Source organism: Haloarcula sp. JP-L23, assembly GCF_011602445.1.
In the GTDB taxonomy this organism is placed as follows: Archaea; Halobacteriota; Halobacteria; order Halobacteriales; family Haloarculaceae; genus Haloarcula; species Haloarcula pellucida.
Genome location: NZ_CP050014.1, coordinates 759,143 through 779,102 on the forward strand (window position 1 = coordinate 759,143; position 19,960 = coordinate 779,102).

21 protein-coding genes, 1 tRNA gene and 1 pseudogene are annotated in these 19,960 nt (G+C 67.4%); 8 read left to right on the top strand and 15 right to left on the bottom strand.

Going from position 1 to position 19,960, the window contains the following annotated elements:
- Positions 1 to 63 precede the first annotated feature (63 nt).
- The 3 genes from G9465_RS03705 to G9465_RS03715 all read left to right on the top strand — a co-directional run bounded on the left by G9465_RS03705 (position 64) and on the right by G9465_RS03715 (position 3,659).
- On the top strand, positions 64 to 660 hold the full coding sequence (locus tag G9465_RS03705) for a TetR/AcrR family transcriptional regulator (protein WP_166967639.1): 597 nt from the start codon (positions 64 to 66) through the stop codon (positions 658 to 660).
- Positions 657 to 2,141, top strand: coding sequence for an MATE family efflux transporter (locus G9465_RS03710; protein WP_193571732.1), 1,485 nt, complete (start codon positions 657 to 659; stop codon positions 2,139 to 2,141). The genes G9465_RS03705 and G9465_RS03710 overlap by 4 nt, the downstream gene beginning before the upstream one ends.
- 135 nt (positions 2,142 to 2,276) lie before the next feature.
- On the top strand, positions 2,277 to 3,659 hold the full coding sequence (locus G9465_RS03715) for a serine/threonine protein kinase (RefSeq protein WP_166967641.1): 1,383 nt from the start codon (positions 2,277 to 2,279) through the stop codon (positions 3,657 to 3,659).
- A 22-nt stretch (positions 3,660 to 3,681) separates the two neighbouring features.
- Here the strand turns inward: G9465_RS03715 and G9465_RS03720 are convergent, their stop codons facing one another.
- From G9465_RS03720 to eif1A, 8 genes and pseudogenes are all read right to left on the bottom strand, one after another.
- Positions 3,682 to 3,972 (bottom strand): hypothetical protein, encoded by a 291-nt coding sequence (locus G9465_RS03720; protein WP_166967643.1) that lies wholly within the window; start codon positions 3,970 to 3,972, stop codon positions 3,682 to 3,684.
- Between the two features lie 46 nt (positions 3,973 to 4,018).
- Complete coding sequence (locus G9465_RS03725) at positions 4,019 to 4,969, bottom strand: AEC family transporter (protein WP_166967645.1); 951 nt, start codon at positions 4,967 to 4,969, stop codon at positions 4,019 to 4,021.
- Positions 4,970 to 5,035: 66 nt separating this feature from the next.
- Positions 5,036 to 5,188 (bottom strand): hypothetical protein, encoded by a 153-nt coding sequence (locus G9465_RS03730; protein ID WP_166967647.1) that lies wholly within the window; start codon positions 5,186 to 5,188, stop codon positions 5,036 to 5,038.
- A gap of 553 nt (positions 5,189 to 5,741) precedes the next feature.
- Positions 5,742 to 7,422 (bottom strand): annotated as a pseudogene (gene thsA / locus G9465_RS03735) (thermosome subunit alpha).
- A gap of 300 nt (positions 7,423 to 7,722) precedes the next feature.
- Positions 7,723 to 8,718 carry an ATP-binding protein gene (locus G9465_RS03740; RefSeq protein WP_166972894.1) on the bottom strand — a complete coding sequence of 332 codons (996 nt, stop codon included), beginning with the start codon at positions 8,716 to 8,718 and terminating at the stop codon, positions 7,723 to 7,725.
- 138 nt (positions 8,719 to 8,856) lie between these two features.
- Positions 8,857 to 9,405 carry a pre-rRNA-processing protein PNO1 gene (locus G9465_RS03745; protein WP_166967649.1) on the bottom strand — a complete coding sequence of 183 codons (549 nt, stop codon included), beginning with the start codon at positions 9,403 to 9,405 and terminating at the stop codon, positions 8,857 to 8,859.
- Positions 9,406 to 9,655: 250 nt separating this feature from the next.
- On the bottom strand, positions 9,656 to 10,594 hold the full coding sequence (rio1, locus tag G9465_RS03750) for a serine/threonine-protein kinase Rio1 (protein ID WP_166967651.1): 939 nt from the start codon (positions 10,592 to 10,594) through the stop codon (positions 9,656 to 9,658).
- 42 nt (positions 10,595 to 10,636) lie between these two features.
- Positions 10,637 to 10,924, bottom strand: coding sequence for a translation initiation factor eIF-1A (gene eif1A / locus G9465_RS03755; protein WP_166967653.1), 288 nt, complete (start codon positions 10,922 to 10,924; stop codon positions 10,637 to 10,639).
- Positions 10,925 to 11,030: 106 nt separating this feature from the next.
- On the opposite strand from eif1A, the gene G9465_RS03760 reads away from it, so the two are divergent.
- Complete coding sequence (locus tag G9465_RS03760; RefSeq protein WP_166967655.1) at positions 11,031 to 11,444, top strand: SCP2 sterol-binding domain-containing protein; 414 nt, start codon at positions 11,031 to 11,033, stop codon at positions 11,442 to 11,444.
- Positions 11,445 to 11,482: 38 nt separating this feature from the next.
- Positions 11,483 to 11,680: a hypothetical protein gene (locus tag G9465_RS03765; protein WP_166967657.1), complete on the top strand. Its 198-nt coding sequence runs from the start codon at positions 11,483 to 11,485 to the stop codon at positions 11,678 to 11,680.
- 116 nt (positions 11,681 to 11,796) lie between these two features.
- Here G9465_RS03765 and G9465_RS03770 read toward each other — a convergent pair whose 3' ends face one another.
- Together G9465_RS03770 and G9465_RS03775 are read right to left on the bottom strand one after the other, a co-directional pair.
- The gene (locus G9465_RS03770) at positions 11,797 to 13,770 is read right to left on the bottom strand and encodes a DUF460 domain-containing protein (RefSeq protein ID WP_166967659.1); all 1,974 of its coding nucleotides are present in this window, start codon (positions 13,768 to 13,770) and stop codon (positions 11,797 to 11,799) included.
- Between the two features lie 93 nt (positions 13,771 to 13,863).
- A complete protein-coding gene (locus tag G9465_RS03775; protein ID WP_166967661.1) occupies positions 13,864 to 14,541 on the bottom strand; it encodes an enoyl-CoA hydratase/isomerase family protein in 678 nt (225 codons plus the stop codon).
- A gap of 60 nt (positions 14,542 to 14,601) precedes the next feature.
- On the opposite strand from G9465_RS03775, the gene G9465_RS03780 reads away from it, so the two are divergent.
- Together G9465_RS03780 and G9465_RS03785 are read left to right on the top strand one after the other, a co-directional pair.
- Positions 14,602 to 15,258 carry a hypothetical protein gene (locus G9465_RS03780; RefSeq protein ID WP_166967663.1) on the top strand — a complete coding sequence of 219 codons (657 nt, stop codon included), beginning with the start codon at positions 14,602 to 14,604 and terminating at the stop codon, positions 15,256 to 15,258.
- Positions 15,259 to 15,323: 65 nt separating this feature from the next.
- Positions 15,324 to 15,395 (top strand) — tRNA-Thr (locus tag G9465_RS03785).
- Between the two features lie 199 nt (positions 15,396 to 15,594).
- On the opposite strand, the gene G9465_RS03790 is transcribed toward G9465_RS03785, so the two are convergent.
- The 3 genes from G9465_RS03790 to G9465_RS03800 all read right to left on the bottom strand — a co-directional run bounded on the left by G9465_RS03790 (position 15,595) and on the right by G9465_RS03800 (position 17,840).
- Complete coding sequence (locus G9465_RS03790; RefSeq protein WP_166967666.1) at positions 15,595 to 16,038, bottom strand: acyl-CoA thioesterase; 444 nt, start codon at positions 16,036 to 16,038, stop codon at positions 15,595 to 15,597.
- Between the two features lie 42 nt (positions 16,039 to 16,080).
- The gene (locus tag G9465_RS03795) at positions 16,081 to 16,749 is read right to left on the bottom strand and encodes an AIM24 family protein (protein ID WP_166967668.1); all 669 of its coding nucleotides are present in this window, start codon (positions 16,747 to 16,749) and stop codon (positions 16,081 to 16,083) included.
- A gap of 116 nt (positions 16,750 to 16,865) precedes the next feature.
- Entirely contained in the window at positions 16,866 to 17,840 is a 975-nt protein-coding gene (locus G9465_RS03800) for a DUF5784 family protein (RefSeq protein WP_166967670.1), read from the bottom strand.
- A 157-nt stretch (positions 17,841 to 17,997) separates the two neighbouring features.
- On the opposite strand from G9465_RS03800, the gene G9465_RS03805 reads away from it, so the two are divergent.
- Complete coding sequence (locus G9465_RS03805; RefSeq protein WP_220617700.1) at positions 17,998 to 18,171, top strand: DUF5786 family protein; 174 nt, start codon at positions 17,998 to 18,000, stop codon at positions 18,169 to 18,171.
- On the opposite strand, the gene G9465_RS03810 is transcribed toward G9465_RS03805, so the two are convergent.
- Positions 18,158 to 18,892, bottom strand: coding sequence for a hypothetical protein (locus G9465_RS03810; RefSeq protein ID WP_166967672.1), 735 nt, complete (start codon positions 18,890 to 18,892; stop codon positions 18,158 to 18,160). The two genes, G9465_RS03805 and G9465_RS03810, sit on opposite strands and share 14 nt — an antisense overlap.
- Positions 18,882 to 19,925, bottom strand: a complete 1,044-nt coding sequence (locus tag G9465_RS03815; RefSeq protein WP_166967674.1) for an NAD(P)H-binding protein — start codon at positions 19,923 to 19,925, stop codon at positions 18,882 to 18,884. Before G9465_RS03815 ends, G9465_RS03810 begins: the two co-directional genes overlap by 11 nt.
- Positions 19,926 to 19,960 lie beyond the last annotated feature (35 nt).

Genomic DNA, 19,960 nt, shown 5'->3' on the forward strand with positions numbered 1-19,960 from the left:
CGTCTGCCCGGGGACCCGTGAGACCGATGGGTTCTTGACTGACTGGTCAGTTAGTTACTGGTAATGAGCGACGGCGACACCTCCGAAGAGATCATGGGCGCGACCTACCGCGCGCTGTGTGCCCACGGGTACGCCGACCTGACGATGCAGGACATCGCCGACGAGTCCGAGAAGAGCAAGGCGGCGCTGCACTACCACTACGACAGCAAGCACGACCTGCTGTGTGCCTTCCTCGACTACCTCTACGACGGGTTCGTCGAGCGAACGTCCGACGTCGGAGGGGAGGACCACCACGAGACCCTCCTCGCACTCGTCGACGCGGTGCTGGACAAGCCCGACGACGACAGCGAGCAGTTCGGGACGGCGATCCTCGAAATCCGGGCACAGGCACCCTACGAACCCGGCTTCCGCGAACGGCTGACGCGGTTCGACGAATACCTCGCCGACGAACTCACGACCGTCCTCGAAGCCGGCGTCGAAGACGGGACCTTCGATCCGGAGATGGACCCCGAGGACACCGCGCGGTTCGTCGTCACGGTGCTGACCGGTGCGGCCACCGAACGCGTCACGTCCGGCCGCTCCGTCGAGTGCACGCGACGGATGCTCGCCGAGTACGTCGAGACCCACGTGCTGGCGACCGAACGGGAGGTCGAGGCGTGACCGTCCGCGACCGGATGGCCGCCCTCGGCGAGCGACTGGGCGGTCTGTTCAAAGGCCAAGAGGACCTCGAACTCACCAGCGGCCCCATCGGCAAGCCCCTGCTGTATCTCTCCTTTCCCATCGTCATCACCAACCTCCTGCAGGTCGCGTACAACCTCGCGGACACCTTCTGGCTGGGGCAGTACTCCACGACGGCGCTGGCGGCCATCTCCTTCGCGTTCCCGATGATATTCCTGCTCATCTCGCTGGGGATGGGTCTCTCGGTGGCCGGGAGCGTCCTCGTCGCCCAGCACACCGGCGCAGAGGAACCCGAGGAAGCGGAGTACGCCGCCTCGCAGACGCTCACCTTCGCCGTCGGGGCCTCCGTCGTCCTCGGTGCCGTCGGCTTCTTCTTCGTCGAGGACTTCCTCGCGTTGCTCGGGGCCTCACAGCAGGTCCTGCCGGGTGCGACGGGCTACCTACAGGTCGTCTCGCTTGGCCTGTCGACGATGTTCGGCTTCTTCGTGTTCATCTCGCTGATGCGGGGGGCCGGCGACACCGTCACGCCGATGCTCGTGATGTTCGGCACCGTCGTCCTCAACATCGCCCTCGACCCGTTCCTCATCTTCGGGTGGGGGCCGCTCCCCGAACTGGGCGTCGTCGGTGCGGCCGTCGCCACCGTCTTCTCCCGTGGGCTCGCGTTCGCCGTCGGCGTCGCCATCATGCTCCGCGGGAACCGTGGCATCCGCGTCAACCCGAGAGACATGGTGCCTGACTTTACGTACCTCCGGAAACTGCTGGAACTGGGCATCCCGGCCTCCGTCGAGGGGACCGGGCGAGCGCTGTCGGTCAACGCGATGCTGTTCATCGTCGGGACGTTCTCCGTGACCGTCGTCGCCGCGTTCGGCGTCGGCATCCGCGTGTTCTCGTTGGTGTTTATGCCCGCCATCGCGATGGACCGCGGCGTCGAGACGATGACCGGCCAGAACCTCGGCGCGGACCGACCCGACCGCGCCGCGAAGGCCAACCACTTCGCCGCGAAGTTCTCCTTCGTCATCCTGACCGCGCTCGGCGCCGTCACCATCTTCGCCGCGCCGACCGTCGTCAGCGTGTTCAGCGACGACCCCGCGGTCGTCGAAATCGGCGCCGAGTTCCTCCAGTGGGTCGCGCCCACCTTCGGGTTCATCGGCATCGTCCGCTCGTACTCCGGGGGGTTCCGTGGGTCGGGAAAGACGCTCACCGCCGCAGCCCTCGCGGTGACGATGCTCGGCGTCATTCGCTTGCCCGTCGCGTGGGTCGCCTCTCGGTCGGTGGTGGTCCCGGCGTGGCTCGGCCCGACCGTCGTCGACGCCTTCGCCTTCTCTCTGGCCGAACAGGGCATCTGGCTGGCCTTCAGCGTCTCGAACGTCCTCGCGGCCGGTATCGCCGCCGCGTGGTTCCTCCGCGGGACGTGGCGTGAGGCCGACCCCCGTGCCGAGGGTGTCGCTATCGCCGACGACTGATGGGGACTGCCGTGGCCGTTTCCCGGTATTCGCCGACCCCGTGAGCAGATACCGACGACGGTCGGTCTGACGCGCCACGTCGTGTGACGGCCGTCTGACGTACGTTCATGGGGGAACGCCCGTAATCATCGACGCATGAGTAGCGGCGCACAGTCGGGGGGCCGGGACGGTGAGCGACTGCTCGCGGTGTTCGGACGGCCCCTGCTCGCGGCGCTCGACGGCGACGCCCCGCGCGAGGCCGCCCGCGCACTCTGTCTGCTCGCCGACGCCGACGAGTCGCTCTCGCGCCCGCTCGCGACGCGACTCCTCGACCACCTCTCGGCGGCCGACGACCGCCGCCCGTTCTTTCGGACGCTGGCGACTCTCGCCACGGACCACCGGGAGTCGGTCCGGACGGCGCTGGCCGACTGCGACGCGCCCCGTCGGGTCCGGACCGCTATCGACGAGGCCGACGGCTGGTCGTTCGCCGAACGGGCCGACGGCGGCAGCGTCACCGACGCGGTTCGGCAGGTCGTCGAGACGGACGACGCGCGCGACCCCGGTCCGGGCGTGGCACAACGAGCGAGTACCGACGACGGGCCGGCCGCCGATGCGGACCGCGCGGCCGAACGGGCACACCGCGGCGATCCGGCGGCCGTCGACAGACGCGACCGACTGGCCCGTGCCGAGCAGTCCCGCGCCTTCCGGGCCATCAAACTGTTCGGCGAGTTCGACGACCTCGCCGTCGTCGAACCCGAGCAGGCGATTCGATACGGGTCTGTCCTGCGTACACGTGCGACCCTCGACGGCGAGGAACGCGGCGTCGCCCTGCGCCTGTTCGACCTGCCCGACGAGGCCGACGCCCGGACCGAGTTCGCCGCCGGCGTCGCCGAGTCGCTGGCTCGCTGGGCCGGCGTCGCCGACCACGACGGGTTGGTGACTGTCCACGACTGGGGCGACCATCCGCGGCCGTGGGTGGCGACGCCGTACCTCGACGGCTCGCTGGCCGACCGGGGCCGGCCCAGCACCGAACGCGCCCTCCGCGAGGTGGCTCACCTCGCGGGCGCGCTCGCGAACTGCCACCGAAACGGCCTCGTCCACGGCGGTATCGACCCCGAGACCGTCGTCTACCCCGCGTCGTCGCTGGAGGGGGTGCCGGCCCCACGGCTCGACAACGTCGGCCTGATGGACGCCGTGCGCGCACACTTCGAACCGTCGGCGTACTTAGACCCCCGCTACGCCGCTCCGGAGTACTTCTCGCGGGAGTACGGGGGCATCGACGCCGCGACGGACGTGTACGCGCTGGGGACGGTGTGTTACCGCCTGCTGACCGGCCGCCCGCCGTTTTCCGGCGAGTACGACGCGGTTCGCCGCGGCGTCCTTCAGGAGCGACCGCCGGCCCCGACGTCGGTGGACCCGTGTCTCCCGGCGGCCGTCGACGAAATCGTCACGAAGGCGACGGCCAAGGACAAACTCCGGCGCTACGAGACGGCCGCCGCAGTGCGGCGTGACTGTTGGCGACTCGTGCAGTCGCTGTAACCGCGACGAGCGGCGGGGGCAGTCACGTCCGGGCGACCCGCCAGCAACGGCACAGCCCGGCGACCAGCGCAGCGACACCCACGGCGACCAACAGGAGCGCCGACTCGCTGCCGGCGAGGGGCGTACACCCGAGGACGTGCCCCCTGAGGCTCGTCTCACAGACGCCGCGAGCGGCAGCCAGACCCAGCACGATGGCGCCGGCCGCGACGAGCGAGAGCCCGGCCAGCAGGTCGGTCGTCAGCGTCCGCTGGCGCTCCATGGCCTCCCAGCGGTCCCGAACTGCTGCCCGTTCCCTGTCGGTGCCACGCTCCATACCGGATTTGTTTGGTACGAGTTGACATAACTATGGCTGTCGTATCTCACACCACCTGCCCGGACTGCAACGCTGCGACCAGTAGCGTCACGGTCAGCACGCTCGCCACCGTCGTCACCAGCACCGTCGCGCTGGTGAACTCACCGGGGGCGACACCGTCCGTTTCGCGGCTGAACGCGCCGACGAGGATGAGCGTCGTGACGCCGGTGGGCGTCGCGAGCAGGAGGACGACGACGCGGGCGACGGTGGGGTTCGCGAAGCCGGCCAGCAGGACGACGCCGGTGGCGACGACGGGCGCGAGCAGGAGGCGAAGCCCGCTCGCCGTGCCGACCGGGCGGAGCGTGTCCGTCCCGTCGACAGTCGAGAGTTGGATGCCGAGGATGAGCAACATCACGGGGATGGAGGCGTTGCCGAGCAGTTCCAGCGTCGTCATCAGTGTCGAGGACTCGGGCGGAACGACGCCGAGCCATCGGGCCGCCAGCGCGACGACGACGGCGTACACCAGCGGCACGCCGAACACCCGGCGCATGTCCGACAGCGGGTTGCTCTCGCCCCCGCGGGCCGCGACGTAGATGCCGAGGGTGTACAGGAGGACGCCCTGTAACGCCGTCACCAGCACCGCCACGCTCCGGCCCGTCGCCCCGAACGCGAAGTCGGCGAGCGGGATGCCGTAGTTGCCCGTGTTCGGGAAGACGGTGACGAGGACGAACGCCCCCAACAGCGGCTCCGAGTGGCCCGAGAGGCGGCCGACGAGTTCGGCGACGAACAGCATCGCCGCGGTGAACCCGAAGACGGCAAGCACCACCTGTACGATGGTCCCGCCGGCCAGTTCCGAGGTGGTCAGACTGTGGACCACGAGCGCCGGCGCGAGGACGTACACGGTGACCGTGGTGAGGCCGTCTACCTCTATGCCCTCGCGGCGACCCAGCAGGAAGCCGATGGCCGCGACGCCGACGACGGGAAGGATGGCCGACGCGAAGATACTCAGCAGTGACACGCGCACACTCTCGTAGCGACGGCAAGAATCCTTTCGACTTCGCTTTCTACCGTCGGCCGCCGATGGTCAGCAGAGTTCGTACCGTGCGATCTCTCGCGACCCGCACTCACGACAGGCGTCCAGTCGCTGGTCCATCGTCAACCCGCAGATGCGACACTCATAGAGGATGCAGGACTGTGCCCCGTGTAACACTCGCGTGACCCACTTCACCACTGACATGGTGTCTCGCTCCGTTCCCCGCCGACTGTTGACCCGACCATAGCGGAGGCAGCCAGCCCGGAGAAAAAACTGTATGTACCGGGCACACACTTTTGCTTGCCAGCTATCACAGCATCGCCGTTCGTCGATGGCGATCTCCATCCCAGATGACCTCGTAATATCGTTAATTACTCTCTAGACACTCGTTATATCGATACTGACAGTGCGTAGATGGGTCTGGCATGGTGCCCAATCACACACCAGTGTCCGTGCCGTCGTTCCAACCGACCGACGGTGTGACTCGGCCTCGGACGGGCGTCGAGACGTCGTCGGTCGAGTCCGGGAGAGGACTGGCGCCTCGTCACTGGACGGGCCACCGGCTACGGACGCGAGGGACGGAGAGAAAATCGTTCGGGAGCGATACAGCGGCAGGCGGTCGGGGGATGGCTCGATGGGGCTCGCGGGCTACTGACCGTGTGCACGCCCGAGGTGTCTGGAGTCCCGGACCCGCACTCGGCTCACGAGACGACGGCCCGTTCGCCCGTTCGAAGAGACTCGCTTACGCTCGCCTCTCTTACATCATGCCGCCCATGCCGCCGCCCATGCCGCCCATGCCGCCGCCCATGCCGCCGGGCGCGCCGCCGGGGCCGCCGGGGCCGCCTTCCTCGTCGTCGTCGTCGCCCTGGCCACCCTTCAGGTCGCCAGCGGCGATGACGTCGTCGATGCGGAGGATCATGACGGCCGCCTCGGTGGCGGACTCGATGGCCTGCGTCTTGACGCGGAGCGGCTCGACGACGCCGTCTTCCTCCATGTCGACGACTTCGCCGGAGTAGGCGTCCAGCCCGAAGGTGACGTTGCCGCCGTCGTGCTTGCTGCGGAGGTCGACCAGCGAGTCGATGGGGTCGTGACCCGCGTTCTCCGCGAGCGTGCGCGGGATGACGTCGATGGCGTCGGCGAAGGCCTCGACGGCGAGCTGTTCGCGCCCGCCGACGGAGTCGGCGTAGTCACGCAGGCCCAGCGCGAGCTGGGTCTCGGGGCACCGCCGCCGGGAGGACCTTGCCGTCCTCCAGCGTGGCGGCGACGACGCCGAGCGAGTCCTCGATGGCGCGCTCGACTTCGTCGACGACGTGTTCGGTGCCGCCGCGGAGGATCATCGTCACGGCCTTTGCGTCTTCGACGTCCTCGACGAAGATGCGCTCGTCGCCGGCGATGTCCTTCTGGGCGACTGAGCCGGCAAAGCCGAGGTCGTCGCTGGTGATGTCGTCGATGTTCGAGACGATGCGGGCGCCCGTCGAGCGCGAGAGGGCCTCGATGTCGGACTTCTTCGCGCGGCGGACCGCGAGGATGCCCTCCTGGGCGAGGTAGTGCTGGGCCATGTCGTCGATGCCCTTCTGGCAGAAGACGACGTCTGTGCCCGCCTCGACGAGCTTGTCGACCATCTCCTTGAGCTGGGCCTCTTCCTGATCGAGGAACTGCTGGAGCTGGTCGGGGTCGGTGACGTTGACCTCGGTGTCCAGTTCCGTCTCGGGGACCTCGATGGCCGTATCGAGGAGCGCGACGTCGGCGTCCTCGACGGCGAACGGCATGTTGTCGTGGACGCGCTCCTTGTCGACGATGACGCCCTCGACGAGTTCGGACTCGTCCGTGGCGCCGCCGACGACGGTCTCGAGCTGGATGTTGTCGGTGTCGACCGTGCCGTCGTCCTCGGCGACGGACTGGACGGCGCGGACGACGAGGTCGGCGAGGACGTCCTTCGAGGATTCGGCGCCCTTGCCGGTCATGGCCGTGCCGGCGACCTTCTCGAGGGTCTCGGTGTCGTCGGCGTCGACCTCGATGGCGTTCTCTTCGAGAATCTCCTTGGCCTTCTCGGCGGCCTGACGGTACCCCTGCGCCAGGATGGTGGCGTGGATGTCCTGGTCGAGGAGTTCCTCGGCCTTCGACAGCAGTTCACCGGCGATGACGACGGCCGTCGTCGTGCCGTCCCCGACCTCGTCCTCCTGGGTCTGGGCGACTTCGACGATCATGTTGGCCGCCGGGTGTTCGATGTCCATCTCGTCGAGGATGGTCACGCCGTCGTTCGTGACGACGACCGACCCGGAGTTGTCGACGAGCATCTTGTCCATGCCCTTCGGGCCGAGTGTCGTCCGAACGGCCTCTGCCACGGCCGTGCCGGCCGTGATGTTCATCGACTGGGCGTCCTTCCCTGAGGTGCGCTGGGACTCCTCGGAAAGTACGATCATGGGCTGGTTGCCCATCTGCTGTTGAGCCATAGTCAGACGATGATTGAATGTGCTTCTATATAATGCTTTTGCTGGCGGCCGATGTATCACCGTACTGTCTATCGCTCTCGGCGGTGTGGCACTGTCTGTCGTGGTGTGTTTAAATAGTCTCTCTCGGACGTCTGGGCGGGTAAGCGTGAACTGTCGAGAGGATTCGTCACGTGTTCGTCCGAACGAACGCACGGAGGGGGCACGTGGGCGTCCTCGACAGTATCACCGACCTGTTCGCATCGGCGTCGGTCGATACGTCCCGCTGTGACGCGGCGTCGGCGCTTCTCAGTACCCCATCCCGAACCGCCGGTGGCGCAGTTCCGGCGTCACCTGTATGCGGTCGACGTCCTGTCCGGTGCGGTACCAGACGAACGCCGCCCGCGTGAACAACTCGCGGCACTCGATGCGCACCTCTCGGGGGACCCCCTCGGTTCGCTCGTGGATGTCCGCTATCGCGGCCTGGGTGAACAGGTCCGGGCTCTCGCCGTCGTACGGTTCCCCGCGGAAGTACGCCAGCGAGCGGGCGACGTACTCCGCTACGTCGTCCGGGGAGAACGGTTCGATACCCTCGTAGTAGCGCAGTCGGGAGTCGAGCGTCCCGCGAATCTCCGCGACCCGGCGCTTCCCTTCGGGGGTCCCGGTCAGGAACAGACGGACGCCGGCGTCGCCGGCCACCTGCAACGGCGAGAGCAAGTCCGCTTTCAGTACCTCTATCTCGTCGACGACGAGCAAGAGCGTCTTCCCGTGTTCGCGCACCCGCTTGACGATTTCACGGACCGCCGTCTTCGCCTCCGCCGTCGCCCACGGGATGCCGTTGCGCACCTGCGAGTAGTGCCCGAAGTCGATGGAGAAGCCGGCGGCGTAGGCCGCTTCGAGCACCGTCTGGTACAGCGCCCGCGCCGTCGTCTCTCGGGGATTGTCCAGATGCGTCACGACGAAGTCGTCGTGCTTCGAGAGGTCCCGCAGGACGATTTCGCGGAACGCCGACTTCCCGGTCCCGTAGGGGCTCACGAGGCCGATGTGCTGGTCTTGTAACAGCCACGAGGTGACCTGATTCAGCATCGCCGTGTCGTGGCGGACGTACAGCGGTTCGGGCATGTGATCGAGGCCGGCCTCTTCGGTAAAGGGGAGGTCCGTCACGTCCTCGGGGTCGCCGCCGAGCGCCTCTCCGAAGGCCAGCAGACGCTGTTCGACCTCGCGCAACTGGTCCAGCAGGACGCCCTCCGAGACCGTCTCCGAGCGCTCTTCGTCCTCGGCCCGAAGCCGTTCCAGCCGGTCCATCACGTCGCCGACGCTCTGGCCGGTGTCGGTCCCGCCGGCGCCGTCGCTGTCGTCTGACACGGTCGTTCTCCGCTATCGTTGACGGCCCGCGGCGTTATATGTTACGCCCGAACGGGAGGAAAAAGCCGCGTCGCCCGCTCACCCGGTGAACTGGTGGTACTCCAGTCCCTTGTGTTTCATCTCGTTGTGTTTGCGTTCGAGGAACGAGTAGACGGAGCCGTGGGGTGCGCCGTCGAGCAGCATCTCGGCGGCCTCGCGGACCGCGTCGACCTGTTCGGGGCCGCCGATGATACCCAGCGTCGACCCGTAGATGACGACGGCGGCGCCGGTCAGTTCCTGCATGAGTTCCCGGGTCCGCCCGCCTTCGCCGATGAGTCGCCCCTTCTGGCGACGGAGGTCGTTCTTGTTGCGGGCGGCGGCCTCGATGTCGATCATCTCGAACATCATCATGTCGTCTTCAAGCAGCGCCAGCGCGTCCTCGGGCGCGAACCCGCGGCCGATGGCCTTCACGATGTCCGGCCCCTTCAGCGCGGTCACGGGGTCGCCGACGGACTCGACCTTGACGGTCCCGTCCTCGGAGTCGATGTCCAGACGGACTTCCGCCCGCTCTTCGATTTCGCGCATGGTCTCACCACCTTCGCCGATCAGCACGCCGATTCGGTCCTGCGGAATCTTCACGTGTTTCATAATATGCTTCGGAGTACGTGGTTCTGCCTGTTTAAGACTTCGGCGTCTAGCTTCGGCGGCGTCTCCAGACGAACAGCCGACTGCAAACCACCAGAAAGCCCCCGGACGCTCGTACCGCCGCGAGTCGCTGTGCGCGCTCGCTTCGCTCGCGTGCTTGCTTCCTCGGGGCGGCGCGAGCGTCCGGCCCCTTTCAGTCCCACCCGCATCTCGTCTCTGGGCCGTCACTGCGGTGGCCGGAAAACCGGGCGACTCACTCCTCGCGTCGGTCCTCGGGCGTCCCCTGCGGGACGGCGTCGTCGTCGCTGCCGGGTGCGGTGTCGTCGTCGTCTTTCGGCGTCGCGTACTCTTTGACGTAGTCGAGCAGTTCCTCGGGCGTGGCGTCGACGCCCTGTCTGGCGAAGAAGTTCGCGACGTTCCGGCAGTCCCGTTCGAGGAAGTCCTCGGCGTTTGGGTGGTGGATGGTCACCGCTTGCCCCAAATCGATGATGTACAGTTGGCCCTCGTGGAAGACGACGTTGTACTCCGAGAGGTCGCCGTGGACGAGGCCGGCGTCGTAGAGACGGCGGACGTACTCCTTGACGACCTCGTAGGCCGTTTCGGGGTTCTCGATGTGGACTTCGTTCAGCCGTTTGGCCCGCCCCTCCTCGGTGCCCAGATACTCCATCACGAGGACGTTGCGTTCGACGGCGATGGGTTCGGGCGTGCGAACGCCCGCGCGGCGGGCACGCTTGAGGTTCGAGGACTCCTTGCGGACCCACGCGGTGACGACTTTCTTCTTGTCCGAGCCGATGCCCTCGAACCGGGGGTCGCCGTCCAGATACCCCCGCATGTCCTTGAAATCGGAGGCGTTGATGCGGTACACCTTCACCGCTACCTCCTCGTCGCCCGAGAGCGCGGTGTAGACGTTTGCTTCCTTCCCCGTCGAGATGGGGCCGCCGAAGGCGTCGATGTGGCCGTCCTGCACCAGTTTGTACAGCGCGCCGTAGGTGGCGTCGTCGAAGACGCTGGCCTCGACCTTGAACTGGTCGGCGTCCTTGATGCGTTTCCGGAACTCGCTGAACTCCCGGTCCCGCTTTCTGGCGATGCGGTCGGCCTCGGTGTCGGAGACGTCTATCTCCTCCCACTCGTCGCCGACGCCCTCGGCCTCGTCGGTTTCGAGCAGTCCGAACTCCGCCTCGCTGTCGCTCACGTCTGGCCCTCCGTCGACGCTGGGGCGCGGTGCATTACGGCGCTACTCCTTGATGTGGCCCTCCTCGCGGAGCTGGTCTGCGTCTTGCTTCTCGTAGCGCCACGTGATGTCTGCTTTCTCGTCTTGCCAGTCCCACGGTTCGACGAGGACGACGTCGTCCTCGCGGATCCAGATACGCTTCTGCATCTTGCCGGGAATCCGGGCTGTGCGTTCGACGCCGTCCATACAGCGTACTTTCACGCGATTCGCGCCGAGCATGTTCGTGACGACGGCGAACACCTCGTCGTCGTCCGGCATCCGCAGGTCTTTCCGGCCCTCGTTGTCGCTCATAGCTGAGTGTTCGGCCCCGGGAGGGTTAAGTTTTGTACGATTGCCCGTCGCCAAGCGAGACGCCCGAGTGGTAAGGCACAAGGTCTGGCCACCGTAAGCGCCGCGCATGACTCTCAGGCTGCCCGCCGAGGCCGACGACTGGGCGCAGGCGTGGCGCGACCGGATCAACGACCGCGACGCCTTCGCCGAGGCCGCTGCCGACTTCGACGCGACGTTCCTCTTCGAGATTCAGGCCGACGACGTCTACGACGGTGACCCGATACGGTTCCTGGTCACCATCGGCGACGGCGTCTGTACGGACGCTCACCTCGTCGACGGCGACGCCGACTACGAGTTCGCGCTCCGCGGGCCCTACGAGGCCTGGGCGGCGATGTTACAGGGCGACCTCGACGTCTCCGAGTCCGTGATGAACGGCACCTTCGACGTGACCGGCAATACGATGACGCTCCTGCGCCGACAGGACGCCGTCGCGGAGATGGTCGGTGCCGCCAAAGGCGTCGACACCGAGTTCGAGTACTGACCGACGGGCTTTTGTCCGCCCGCCGGGCGAACTCGGGTATGCTCGACAAACTCGGTGCCGCCGGTATCGCGGGCGTCGTCGTCCTGTTCGGTGGTATCGGCCTCGTCGCATGGAAGCAACCAATCGTAGCGGCCGGTATCGCACTCGTCGTCGGCGGCCTCGGCCTCGTCGTCTACGGCCTCGTCACGAGTCTGCTGGCCTCCTTCGGGATGGGGATGGGCGGCGGGATGCCCTAAGCGGCCTGCAAATCGAACGCGAAGCACGCCCCGCCGCCTCCGTCTCGACGGCCGGCCCGTCGGATTCCTCGACGACGTCCGTCGGCACCATCCCGTCGCGTTCGCTCAGTCACTCGCTAGTCCTCCACTGGCCTGTCGGCCCGATGTTCGCTGATTATCTGGTCGACCATCTCCGCCTTCTGTGCCTGCTCCCGGTCTTCCGCCCGGTCCTCCCAGTCGGCGATGGCGGCTTCGACCTCCGCCTCGCGAGCGACGGCGAGTTCGTCTATCTCCTGGACGGTGACCATCTCGACGGGCGCGACAGGGACGTCGTGGTCGAACAGCACCTCGTCGGCGGCGTCCGAGAGGTTCCCGTCGCGCAGGACGACCCGGGGGTCGACCGCGGCGAGGCGCTCCGCCGTCGACCGCCCCGCGCCCGAGGCGTCCCGGAGCATGACGACGTCGCCGGCGACGAGGCCGAACTGCTCGTCGGCGGCCTCGATGGCGTCGCGGGTGAACTGCTCGACGACTTTCACCGGGACCAGTCCGTCCCGTTCGTCGGCGACGTCGGCGAAGTTCGAGTGGTCGAGTTTCCACAGCGACTTCAGTCGGTCGAGTTTCTCGGCCAGTTCCTCGCGTTTCGCCTGTTCGTCCTCGACTTTCCGTTCGAGCGCCTCGTTGCGCCGTTCGAGTCTGGTGACCTCGCGGTCCTTGCGGACCTCCCGGCGGCCTTCCTGTCTGGCCTTCTCCAGTTGCTTGTCCTTCTCGCGTAACTGCTCGTCTTTCTGCTGGATAGTGTCTTTCAGGTCGTCGACGTGGGATTCGAGGCGGTCGATGCGGGCCTCCAGCCGCTTTATCTCCTTCTCCTCGTCGCTCAACTCGCGTGGCTGGTGGCTGGTCGACTCCGCTTCGCTCTCGTCGTCGCCCTCGATGTCTCGGAGGACCGACTCGACGGACTCGTCGCCGGCGACGACGCGGGCGACGACGGGACCCACCTCGTGCTGTGGCGGGACCTTCCCGGCGACGCGGTCGAACTGGCTCTCGTGGTGGTCGAAGGCGTACAGCGCCGCCGCCATCGCGTCCCGTTCGTGGTCGTTGTCGTAGGCCTCCTCGCGGGTCCGGTGTTTCTTCTCGTCGACGGGCAGGTCGCGTTCGGGTTCCCACCCGGCGGCGTCGAACGACCGCCGGAACTTCTCGACCGTCTCGGGCATCGGCGTCACGTCGGCGGCGACGACGACCGGGCGCCCGCGCTCGATTATCCACTCGACGACGTCGGCCCGGTCGTTCGTCCGGGAGGAGTAGACGTCCAGCACCTCCCCGTCTAACCCGACGATGGCGACGGCCGTCGTCGTCCCGGGGTCGACGCCGACGACGACGTGGTCCCGCCGCTTCGCTAGCGGCCGGAACTCGATGCCGTCCCGGCGGACCCGCTCTATCTCGACGCGCGTGTCACCCGAGCGGTGCGTGGAGACGGGGATGTCCTGTGGCCGGGCCTGTACGCGGAAGACGGCGCTCGAAAAGCCGCCGTACTTCTCTGTCACGTCGCGTTCGTACGCCAGTCCTGCGCCGTCGAGTTCGGACTCGACCTCGCGGGCCTGCTTCTTGACGGCGCCGTGGATGCGGCGGGTGTACCGGTCCTCGGACCACCCGCCCTTGCCGGTCGAGCGGCCGCGCGAGACTTTCACTTCGGTCGTGTCGGTAAAGGCCGACACTTCCTGTCCGACGTTCGCGGCGGCGAGTCGGGCCGCGGCCTCCGCTTCCTTCATAGGCTTCTTTCCGTAGGGGACGCCGTGGCGTTTGGCGACCCGCGAGAGCGGTTCCGGGCGCTCGTCGCCGGTCACCTGCACGAGTTTCGTCGCGTCGGGGAGCGAGCCCAGAAAGTGGACCAACTGGTCCTTGTCGGCCGCCAGTTCGTACATGTTGTCCGTCGCGAGGATGTCCGGCTCCTCGTCGTCGACGAGCCGCCGGAGCTTCCGCCGCGACACCACGTCCCGCTCGATGCTCTCGCCGTCGAACACCACCAACGCGTAGGAGGGGGCGTCACCGCGCACGTCGCCGCTCTGGATGTCTACCCCGAAGACGACGGCGTCGAGCGCTGCCGTGCGGTTCACGCACCCCGCTAGGTGATGCGTGCCTATAAATCTCGTTCCGGCGGGAGCGAACCCACCGCCGGCATCCCACTCGCCGTCGTGGGCACCGGCTCGTCAGAACTCGCCCGCCTCGACCAGTCGGGCGAACGCCGCCCGTTCGCGGTCCTCTATCGTCCGCTGGTCCGACGCGTCGCGCATCCGCGCCTTCAGTTCTCTCAGTGCCCCGTGGTCGACGGCGGCCACCTCGTCGGCGACGGCACGGGGGTCGGAGACGACGCGGGAGACCAGTCCCATCCGCAGAGCCGTCTCGGCGTCGACGGTGCGACCCGACAGCGCGAGGTCCAGCGCCTCGCCCTCGCCGACGATTCTGGGGAGCCGTCCCGTGCCGCCCCACGCGCCGAACAGACCGAGTTTGACGCCCGTCTCCGCAACCGTCGCATCCGGCGTCGCCACCCGGAGGTCACAGGCCAGCGCCAGTTCGACGCCGCCGCCGCGGGCCGCCCCGTCGATGCCGGCCACGACCGCGCCGTCGTACCGTTCGATAGTCGTGGCGACTCGCTGGCCCAGCGCGGCGAACTCGCTGGCCGCCTCGGCGTCCAGCGTCTCGACTACGTCTAAGTCCGCCCCGGCACAGAACGCCTCGCCAGCGCCGTGGAGGTAGACGACCGGTTCTGTCGCCTCCGAGACGGCTGATTCGAGCGCCCGGAGCGCCTCGTGGTCGAGGGCGTTGCGTCGGTCTGGTCGGTCGAGTGTCAGCACCCGAACGTTACCCTCGGCCGTCGTTCGGACCATGCGCTGTCTGACTCCGCTGTTTCCAAAGGTCTTTGCCCTTGCCGCCGCTAGGTCGCACCAATGGAGGAAGTGGCGGCGGTCCGCCAAGCCGCGCTGGCGGCGGTCGACGACGTCGAGCCCGAACGTCTCCGCGAACGCATCACGGCACGCCTCGACGACGCCTCGCTCTCGCCCGGCGTGCTGACGCTGGTCAGCGCCAGCGCCGCCAGAGAGCATCCCACCGACCCCGCCGACGGCGACGCCGACCGCGCCGCCGGCGTGCAACTCATCTACGAGGGGCTCCGGCTCACTCGCCAACTCGCCCACGAGGACCCGTGGAACGGCGGCGACCGCGACGCCGCCGACCTCGACATCCTCATCGCCGACATCCTCGTCTCGCGGGGGTTCTACCTGCTGGCTCGCACGGAGGCCGCCGACGCCGCCGTGCAGGTCGTCCGCTCGTTCGGCCACGACCAGACGGTCCAGCGGACCACCGGCGACGAGCGCCTCGACGCCAATCTTGAGGTCGACATCTGCGAACTCGCCGTCGTCGCCGGCGTCACCGCCGGCGGCGTCCACCCCACGCCGACGCTGCGGGAGTTCGCCACCGACCTCGGGAGCGACGGACTACCCGAGAACGGCCGTCTCGTCGGCGACGAGATAGTGGACGCGCTGACGGCCCACACCCGGACCGACCACCCCCCGAGTGACGGCACCGAGGCCGCCGCCGACCACTGAGAACAATCGCCACGCCGGCACCGAATCGAAACGCCTAAAGACAATTGCCGGGTACATCGAAACGCGCCTGGGTAGCTTAGCGGTAAAGCGCGTCCTTGGTAAGGACGAGACCCCGGATTCAAATTCCGGCCTAGGCTCTTCTCGGAGACCGCCTGCGAGCGGCGCGTCTCGTCGCGCCGCGTCCCGTGTCGACGTGCGAGACTGACGCGGGATTTGACTCCCCGTCAGTCGCCGCTCGCGAAGTCGAGCGTAGCGAGACGAGCAGGAACGTCTGACTCCGGTGCAAATACCGACTGGGAGTGTCACCAAAACCACACTGCGCCGACGGCTCGCCGCTCACTCCCGCTCGGGTTCCTCGGCGAGCGCTCGGTCCCGCAACTCCTTGCACTTCTCGCCGTGTACGGTCAGTTCGGGCACCGGGACTGGCGTCCCGTCCTCGACGGCGACGAAGGTGGCGTAGGCGCTCGTGGTCTCCTCGGTCTCGCCGGTTCGGGGGTTCTCGCGCGACACTTCGATGCGAACACGAACGCTCGTCCGGCCGGTGGCGTAGGCCCACGACTCGACGAGGGCGGTGTCGCCGATGGGGATGGGGCGCTCGAAGTCGACGCGGGACATCTGCGCGGTGACACAGGTCTCTTCAGCGGCCCGCATCGCGGACATCGCGCCGATTTCGTCCATCCACTTCATGACGATGCCTCCGTGGGCGCTCTCGTAGTTGTTGGCGTGGGTCGGCTGAACTCGCTCGCGATTGACGATGTGCGTGTCCGCGATGTGGGGCATGGCCCGAGGTACAACGGCCGGGACTAAAAGCGGCCCACCGACTTACTGCTGCGGGCCGACTTCCTCGAAGGGCTGGACGATGACGAACCCGTCGGGGTTCGAAAACTCCAGTTGGTACTGCTCGCCGGAGGACTGGCCGATCATGTCCGAGAGGCTCCGGTTGACGCTGCTAGAGGGGGAGTTGTCGGCGCTCCAGGCGACGGTCGCCGCCGGGTCGGTCTTGACCGGCGGGGTGAGCACCAGCGGGTCGCCGTGGGTCGTGATGGCGACGCTGCCGGGGCCTTCGAGAAAGACGTTCGTCAGGCCGCCGGTGGCGGACCCGGCGAGGCTGCCGATGGTGGAGATGCTGTAGTCGATGCTCGACTCGAAGGCGAGTACGTCGTTGCCGTTGACGGAGATGGACTCGTCCTCGTTTAGGTCCATTATCTGTATCTCTTTCCCCTGATCGGCGACGTAGAGGTGGCCGGTGCCTTCGACCTCCATCACGGGGGTACCTTCGCTGGTCGCCTTCGACTTGATGAAGCCAGTCAGGCCGCCCTCGGCGTTGGACTTCCCGGTGAAGGTGAGGTCCCCGTCGTGGGCGACCATCGCGCCGGCTTTCGTCAGTACGGTCCCGTCGACGGCGATGTCGAGGAGCTTGCTGCTCTCTAGCTGGAAGGTGTCGCCGCCCTCGTCCGGTCGGTTCGCGTTGATGAATGTATCGACGTCCATGGTATCTCGGCCGATTGCTCGGCCACGGCCACCGATTCGACGCGGGGGGTTGAAACCTTTCTCCCGTCGAGCGGCGTCATTTACTGGGGCGGCGATGAAACAAACGGGGACGCACGTCAGAACGGGAGCGGGAACGGTACCGACCCGCGGGAGTACCCCTCGACGCGGCCGTCGGGGCGGTAGCGAAACACCACGAGCGGTTCGTAGCCCACGCCGGGTTTCTCGGCGTGGACGCGGTGCCACTCGTCGTCGCGGAAGGAGGTGCAGTCGACGACCAGTACGGCCCCCGGGTGGGCGGCCAGTTGGTCGCGGGTCTTCGCGTCGCCGGAGGCCTTCAGCGCGCCGATGGCGGTGTCGACCTGCCGGCGAGTCGGCGGGCGGGGACGCGTCACCTCCACGAGAGTGTCCTCGACGCGGAAGTCGACGGAGTGGCCCGACCCGAGTTCCACCTCGGGTTCGATGTCGTTGCCCGAGTCGACGAGCAGTTTCGCGGTGTTGAACTCCCCCATCGTCGCCTGCATCCGCGAGAGGTCGAACCCCTCGCTGGTCCCGAGTTTGCTGGCCATCGTGTAGCGGTACTCGTCTAACACACCGGTCGCGAGGAAGTCGTCGTAGAATCGAAGGCCCTCGGCCTGACTGGCGTCGGGGAACCCCCCAGCGTGGTCGCGGAAGAACTCGCGGGTGGACTCCCGGCCGTCCTTCGAGAGGAAGACGGGGAGAAAGAAGTGCGAGACGGTTTCGTACTCGGTGAGCCACGGGTCCTCGACCTCCAACTGGGCCAGCAGTTCGCGCTGGGCCCACTCGGAGATGGGGTCGGGGGCCTCCTCGAACGTGCGCTTGTTCGTCCGCCAGAGGGTCTCCGGCGTCTGTGTGTTACCGAGCCAGTAGGCTTCGTTGCCGTTCCAGCAAAAGAGCGCGAGGTCGCCGTTGTCCATCTCCAGCCGGCGGGCCGTCCACCCCTCGGGTGGGGCGAACCACGGGCCGTTCAGTTCGGCGCCGAAGGTGCTCTGGAGGGGAGAGAGGAGGTCACGCCGGACGCGGTCCTCGCTCCAGCGCTCGGTCGAGTAGCGAAATCGAAGTGGGCCAGCCACACCCGTCAGTAGTCGGTCGGTGGTCTTGTGCGTTCCGCATCCGGGCATCGCACGGGGCGAAATGGCCGAGAACGGCAGACAGAGCGCCCAAGCGTCGAAAATCACTCCGACCGTTACATTGATAGGTACTAACACGCAAGTTTGAGTGTGGTAACGCATGTCTATGGGAGCGTATGACGACGACGAACACGAACGCCGTGAACGCAAGAACAACGAAGTCGACCTGTCGGAGGACGACGACCGCACAGCGTATCACGGGACTGTCGACTACGACAGTGGGGAGTCCACCGAGGAGCTGCTGGACCAGTTCAAGCAGATCAACTCCGAGTAACGCCGGCCTTTCTCGACCGGACCTGTAGCAACGTCACCGACACGGCCGTGACCACTGTCACCGCCACGACGTGAGCTATCAGCGCCGCGAGCAGGACTGGCTGGTTCAGCACGAACGGCACCAGTACCAACTGGAGCACGCCGAACCCCCACGTCTCCAAGTCGGCCCGCTGGAAGACCCGTGCCGTCTCCGGGTCGAACTGGAAGCGCAGCGACCGCCAGAGGCCGGTGACGCTGGCCCACCATCCCGTGCCGATGCGGTAGCTCACGTCCCAGAGGATGAGCAGCGTCAGGTACACCACCAGTACCGGCGGCTCCTCGCCGAACAGCGTCGTGACGAGCGGCATCTCTCTGGTCTGTGGGTCGAAGACGAACAGGTGGGTCAGCATCGCGATGTACGCGAGCACCGACAGCACCACCTCCATGTTCGAGGAGAACAGCAGCGCTCGGTAGGTCGGCGGGACGTCGATGCGGCGGATGAGCGTGCTGATGCGCAGCATCTCGATGCTCCCGATGGTGGCGACGAAGACGACGGCCGTCGCCGCGATGGCGGCGTTCCAGACGTCGTAGTACCACGATAGCCCGACGACGGCCACCTCGAAGACGACCAGTTGGATGGCCAGTGCCGCCCACGTCGGCAGGCGAATCCCCGGCAGCGCGCCGACGATGCTCTCGTACACCCACGTCTCGCCGTATTCGGGGTGCGGACTCTCACTGCTCATCGGACTCACCGCCGTCAGGCCGCTGGTCTTCGGGCGCTCGTACGCGCTTCGCGTGCTCGCAGCCGTCAGGCCGGGGCTCTGAGGAGGTTCGCCTCGCTTCGCTCGACGCACCACCGTCGGCGACGGCGGGGATGCGGGCACTCTCTCGGGTACCCTGAAGTGCCCGGTCGACGGCCTCGTCGAACGGCGTCAGCGTCACCGGAACTGACTGCTGGATGCTGTCGTCGCTCGCCACCACGGGGGTCTTCAGGCCGCGGATGAGCGGTCTGGCGACCGTCGAGGGTACGTCGGTCACGAGTCCGATGGAGAGTGCCGACAGCCGCGGACTCAGTATCGGAATCGGGACGATGCGTGGCTCTTCGTCGTGCATCACCTGTCCGGTCCGGCGGAGTATCTCCGCGTAGGTCATCACCTCTGGGCCACCGACCTCGTACGTCTCGCCGGCCGTCGACGGCGTTTCGAGGACGCCGACGAGGTACTCGACGACGTCCTCGATGGCGATGGGATGACAGTCCGTGCGGACCCAGCGCGGGGTCAGCATCACCGGGAGTCGCGCGTTCAGTTCCCGGATGAGGCGGAAACTGGCGCTCCCGGTACCGATGACGATGGCGGCCCGGAGCGCCGTCAGGTCGTACGCGCCGTCGGCGAGGAGGTACTCCACCTCGCGACGCGAGCGGAGGTGTTTCGAGCGCATCTCGTCATCCTCGCCGAGGCCGCCCAGATAGACGACGCGGTCCACCCCGGCGGCGTCGGCGGCAGCCCGGAAGTTCCTCGCGGCCCGACGGTCACGCTCGGCGTAGTCGGCCCCGGCCCGCATCGAGTGGACGAGATAGTAAGCGACGTCGACGCCGTCCAGTGCGTCCTCGAAGCTGTCCGTCTCCAACAGGTCGCCCGTCGCCACGTCGACGCCGTCCGGTGGGTCGTACGCCGACGGGTCCCTGACGAGCGCGCGGACGTCGTGGCCGGCGGCGCGGAGTGCGGGGACGAGGTGGCTCCCCACGAACCCCGTCGCGCCGGTCACCAGCACGTGCATGCTCCACTCACAGCGCGGCACGAGGTTAAAAGGCT

Excerpts from the sequence above, each read along its gene's own strand:
- G9465_RS03705 (WP_166967639.1), top strand. The coding sequence starts at position 64 with ATGAGCGACGGCGACACCTCCGAAGAGATCATGGGCGCGACCTACCGC.
- eif1A (WP_166967653.1), bottom strand. The coding sequence starts at position 10,924 with ATGAGCGACAACGAGGGCCGGAAAGACCTGCGGATGCCGGACGACGAC.
- G9465_RS03780 (WP_166967663.1), top strand. The coding sequence starts at position 14,602 with ATGGAGGAAGTGGCGGCGGTCCGCCAAGCCGCGCTGGCGGCGGTCGAC.
- G9465_RS03715 (WP_166967641.1), top strand. The coding sequence starts at position 2,277 with ATGAGTAGCGGCGCACAGTCGGGGGGCCGGGACGGTGAGCGACTGCTC.
- G9465_RS03740 (WP_166972894.1), bottom strand. The coding sequence starts at position 8,718 with ATGGACCGGCTGGAACGGCTTCGGGCCGAGGACGAAGAGCGCTCGGAG.
- G9465_RS03745 (WP_166967649.1), bottom strand. The coding sequence starts at position 9,405 with ATGAAACACGTGAAGATTCCGCAGGACCGAATCGGCGTGCTGATCGGC.
- G9465_RS03805 (WP_220617700.1), top strand. The coding sequence starts at position 17,998 with ATGTCTATGGGAGCGTATGACGACGACGAACACGAACGCCGTGAACGC.
- G9465_RS03730 (WP_166967647.1), bottom strand. The coding sequence starts at position 5,188 with ATGTCAGTGGTGAAGTGGGTCACGCGAGTGTTACACGGGGCACAGTCC.
- G9465_RS03790 (WP_166967666.1), bottom strand. The coding sequence starts at position 16,038 with ATGCCCCACATCGCGGACACGCACATCGTCAATCGCGAGCGAGTTCAG.
- G9465_RS03795 (WP_166967668.1), bottom strand. The coding sequence starts at position 16,749 with ATGGACGTCGATACATTCATCAACGCGAACCGACCGGACGAGGGCGGC.
- G9465_RS03760 (WP_166967655.1), top strand. The coding sequence starts at position 11,031 with ATGACTCTCAGGCTGCCCGCCGAGGCCGACGACTGGGCGCAGGCGTGG.
- G9465_RS03720 (WP_166967643.1), bottom strand. The coding sequence starts at position 3,972 with ATGGAGCGTGGCACCGACAGGGAACGGGCAGCAGTTCGGGACCGCTGG.
- G9465_RS03775 (WP_166967661.1), bottom strand. The coding sequence starts at position 14,541 with ATGGTCCGAACGACGGCCGAGGGTAACGTTCGGGTGCTGACACTCGAC.
- G9465_RS03815 (WP_166967674.1), bottom strand. The coding sequence starts at position 19,925 with ATGCACGTGCTGGTGACCGGCGCGACGGGGTTCGTGGGGAGCCACCTC.
- G9465_RS03810 (WP_166967672.1), bottom strand. The coding sequence starts at position 18,892 with ATGAGCAGTGAGAGTCCGCACCCCGAATACGGCGAGACGTGGGTGTAC.
- G9465_RS03765 (WP_166967657.1), top strand. The coding sequence starts at position 11,483 with ATGCTCGACAAACTCGGTGCCGCCGGTATCGCGGGCGTCGTCGTCCTG.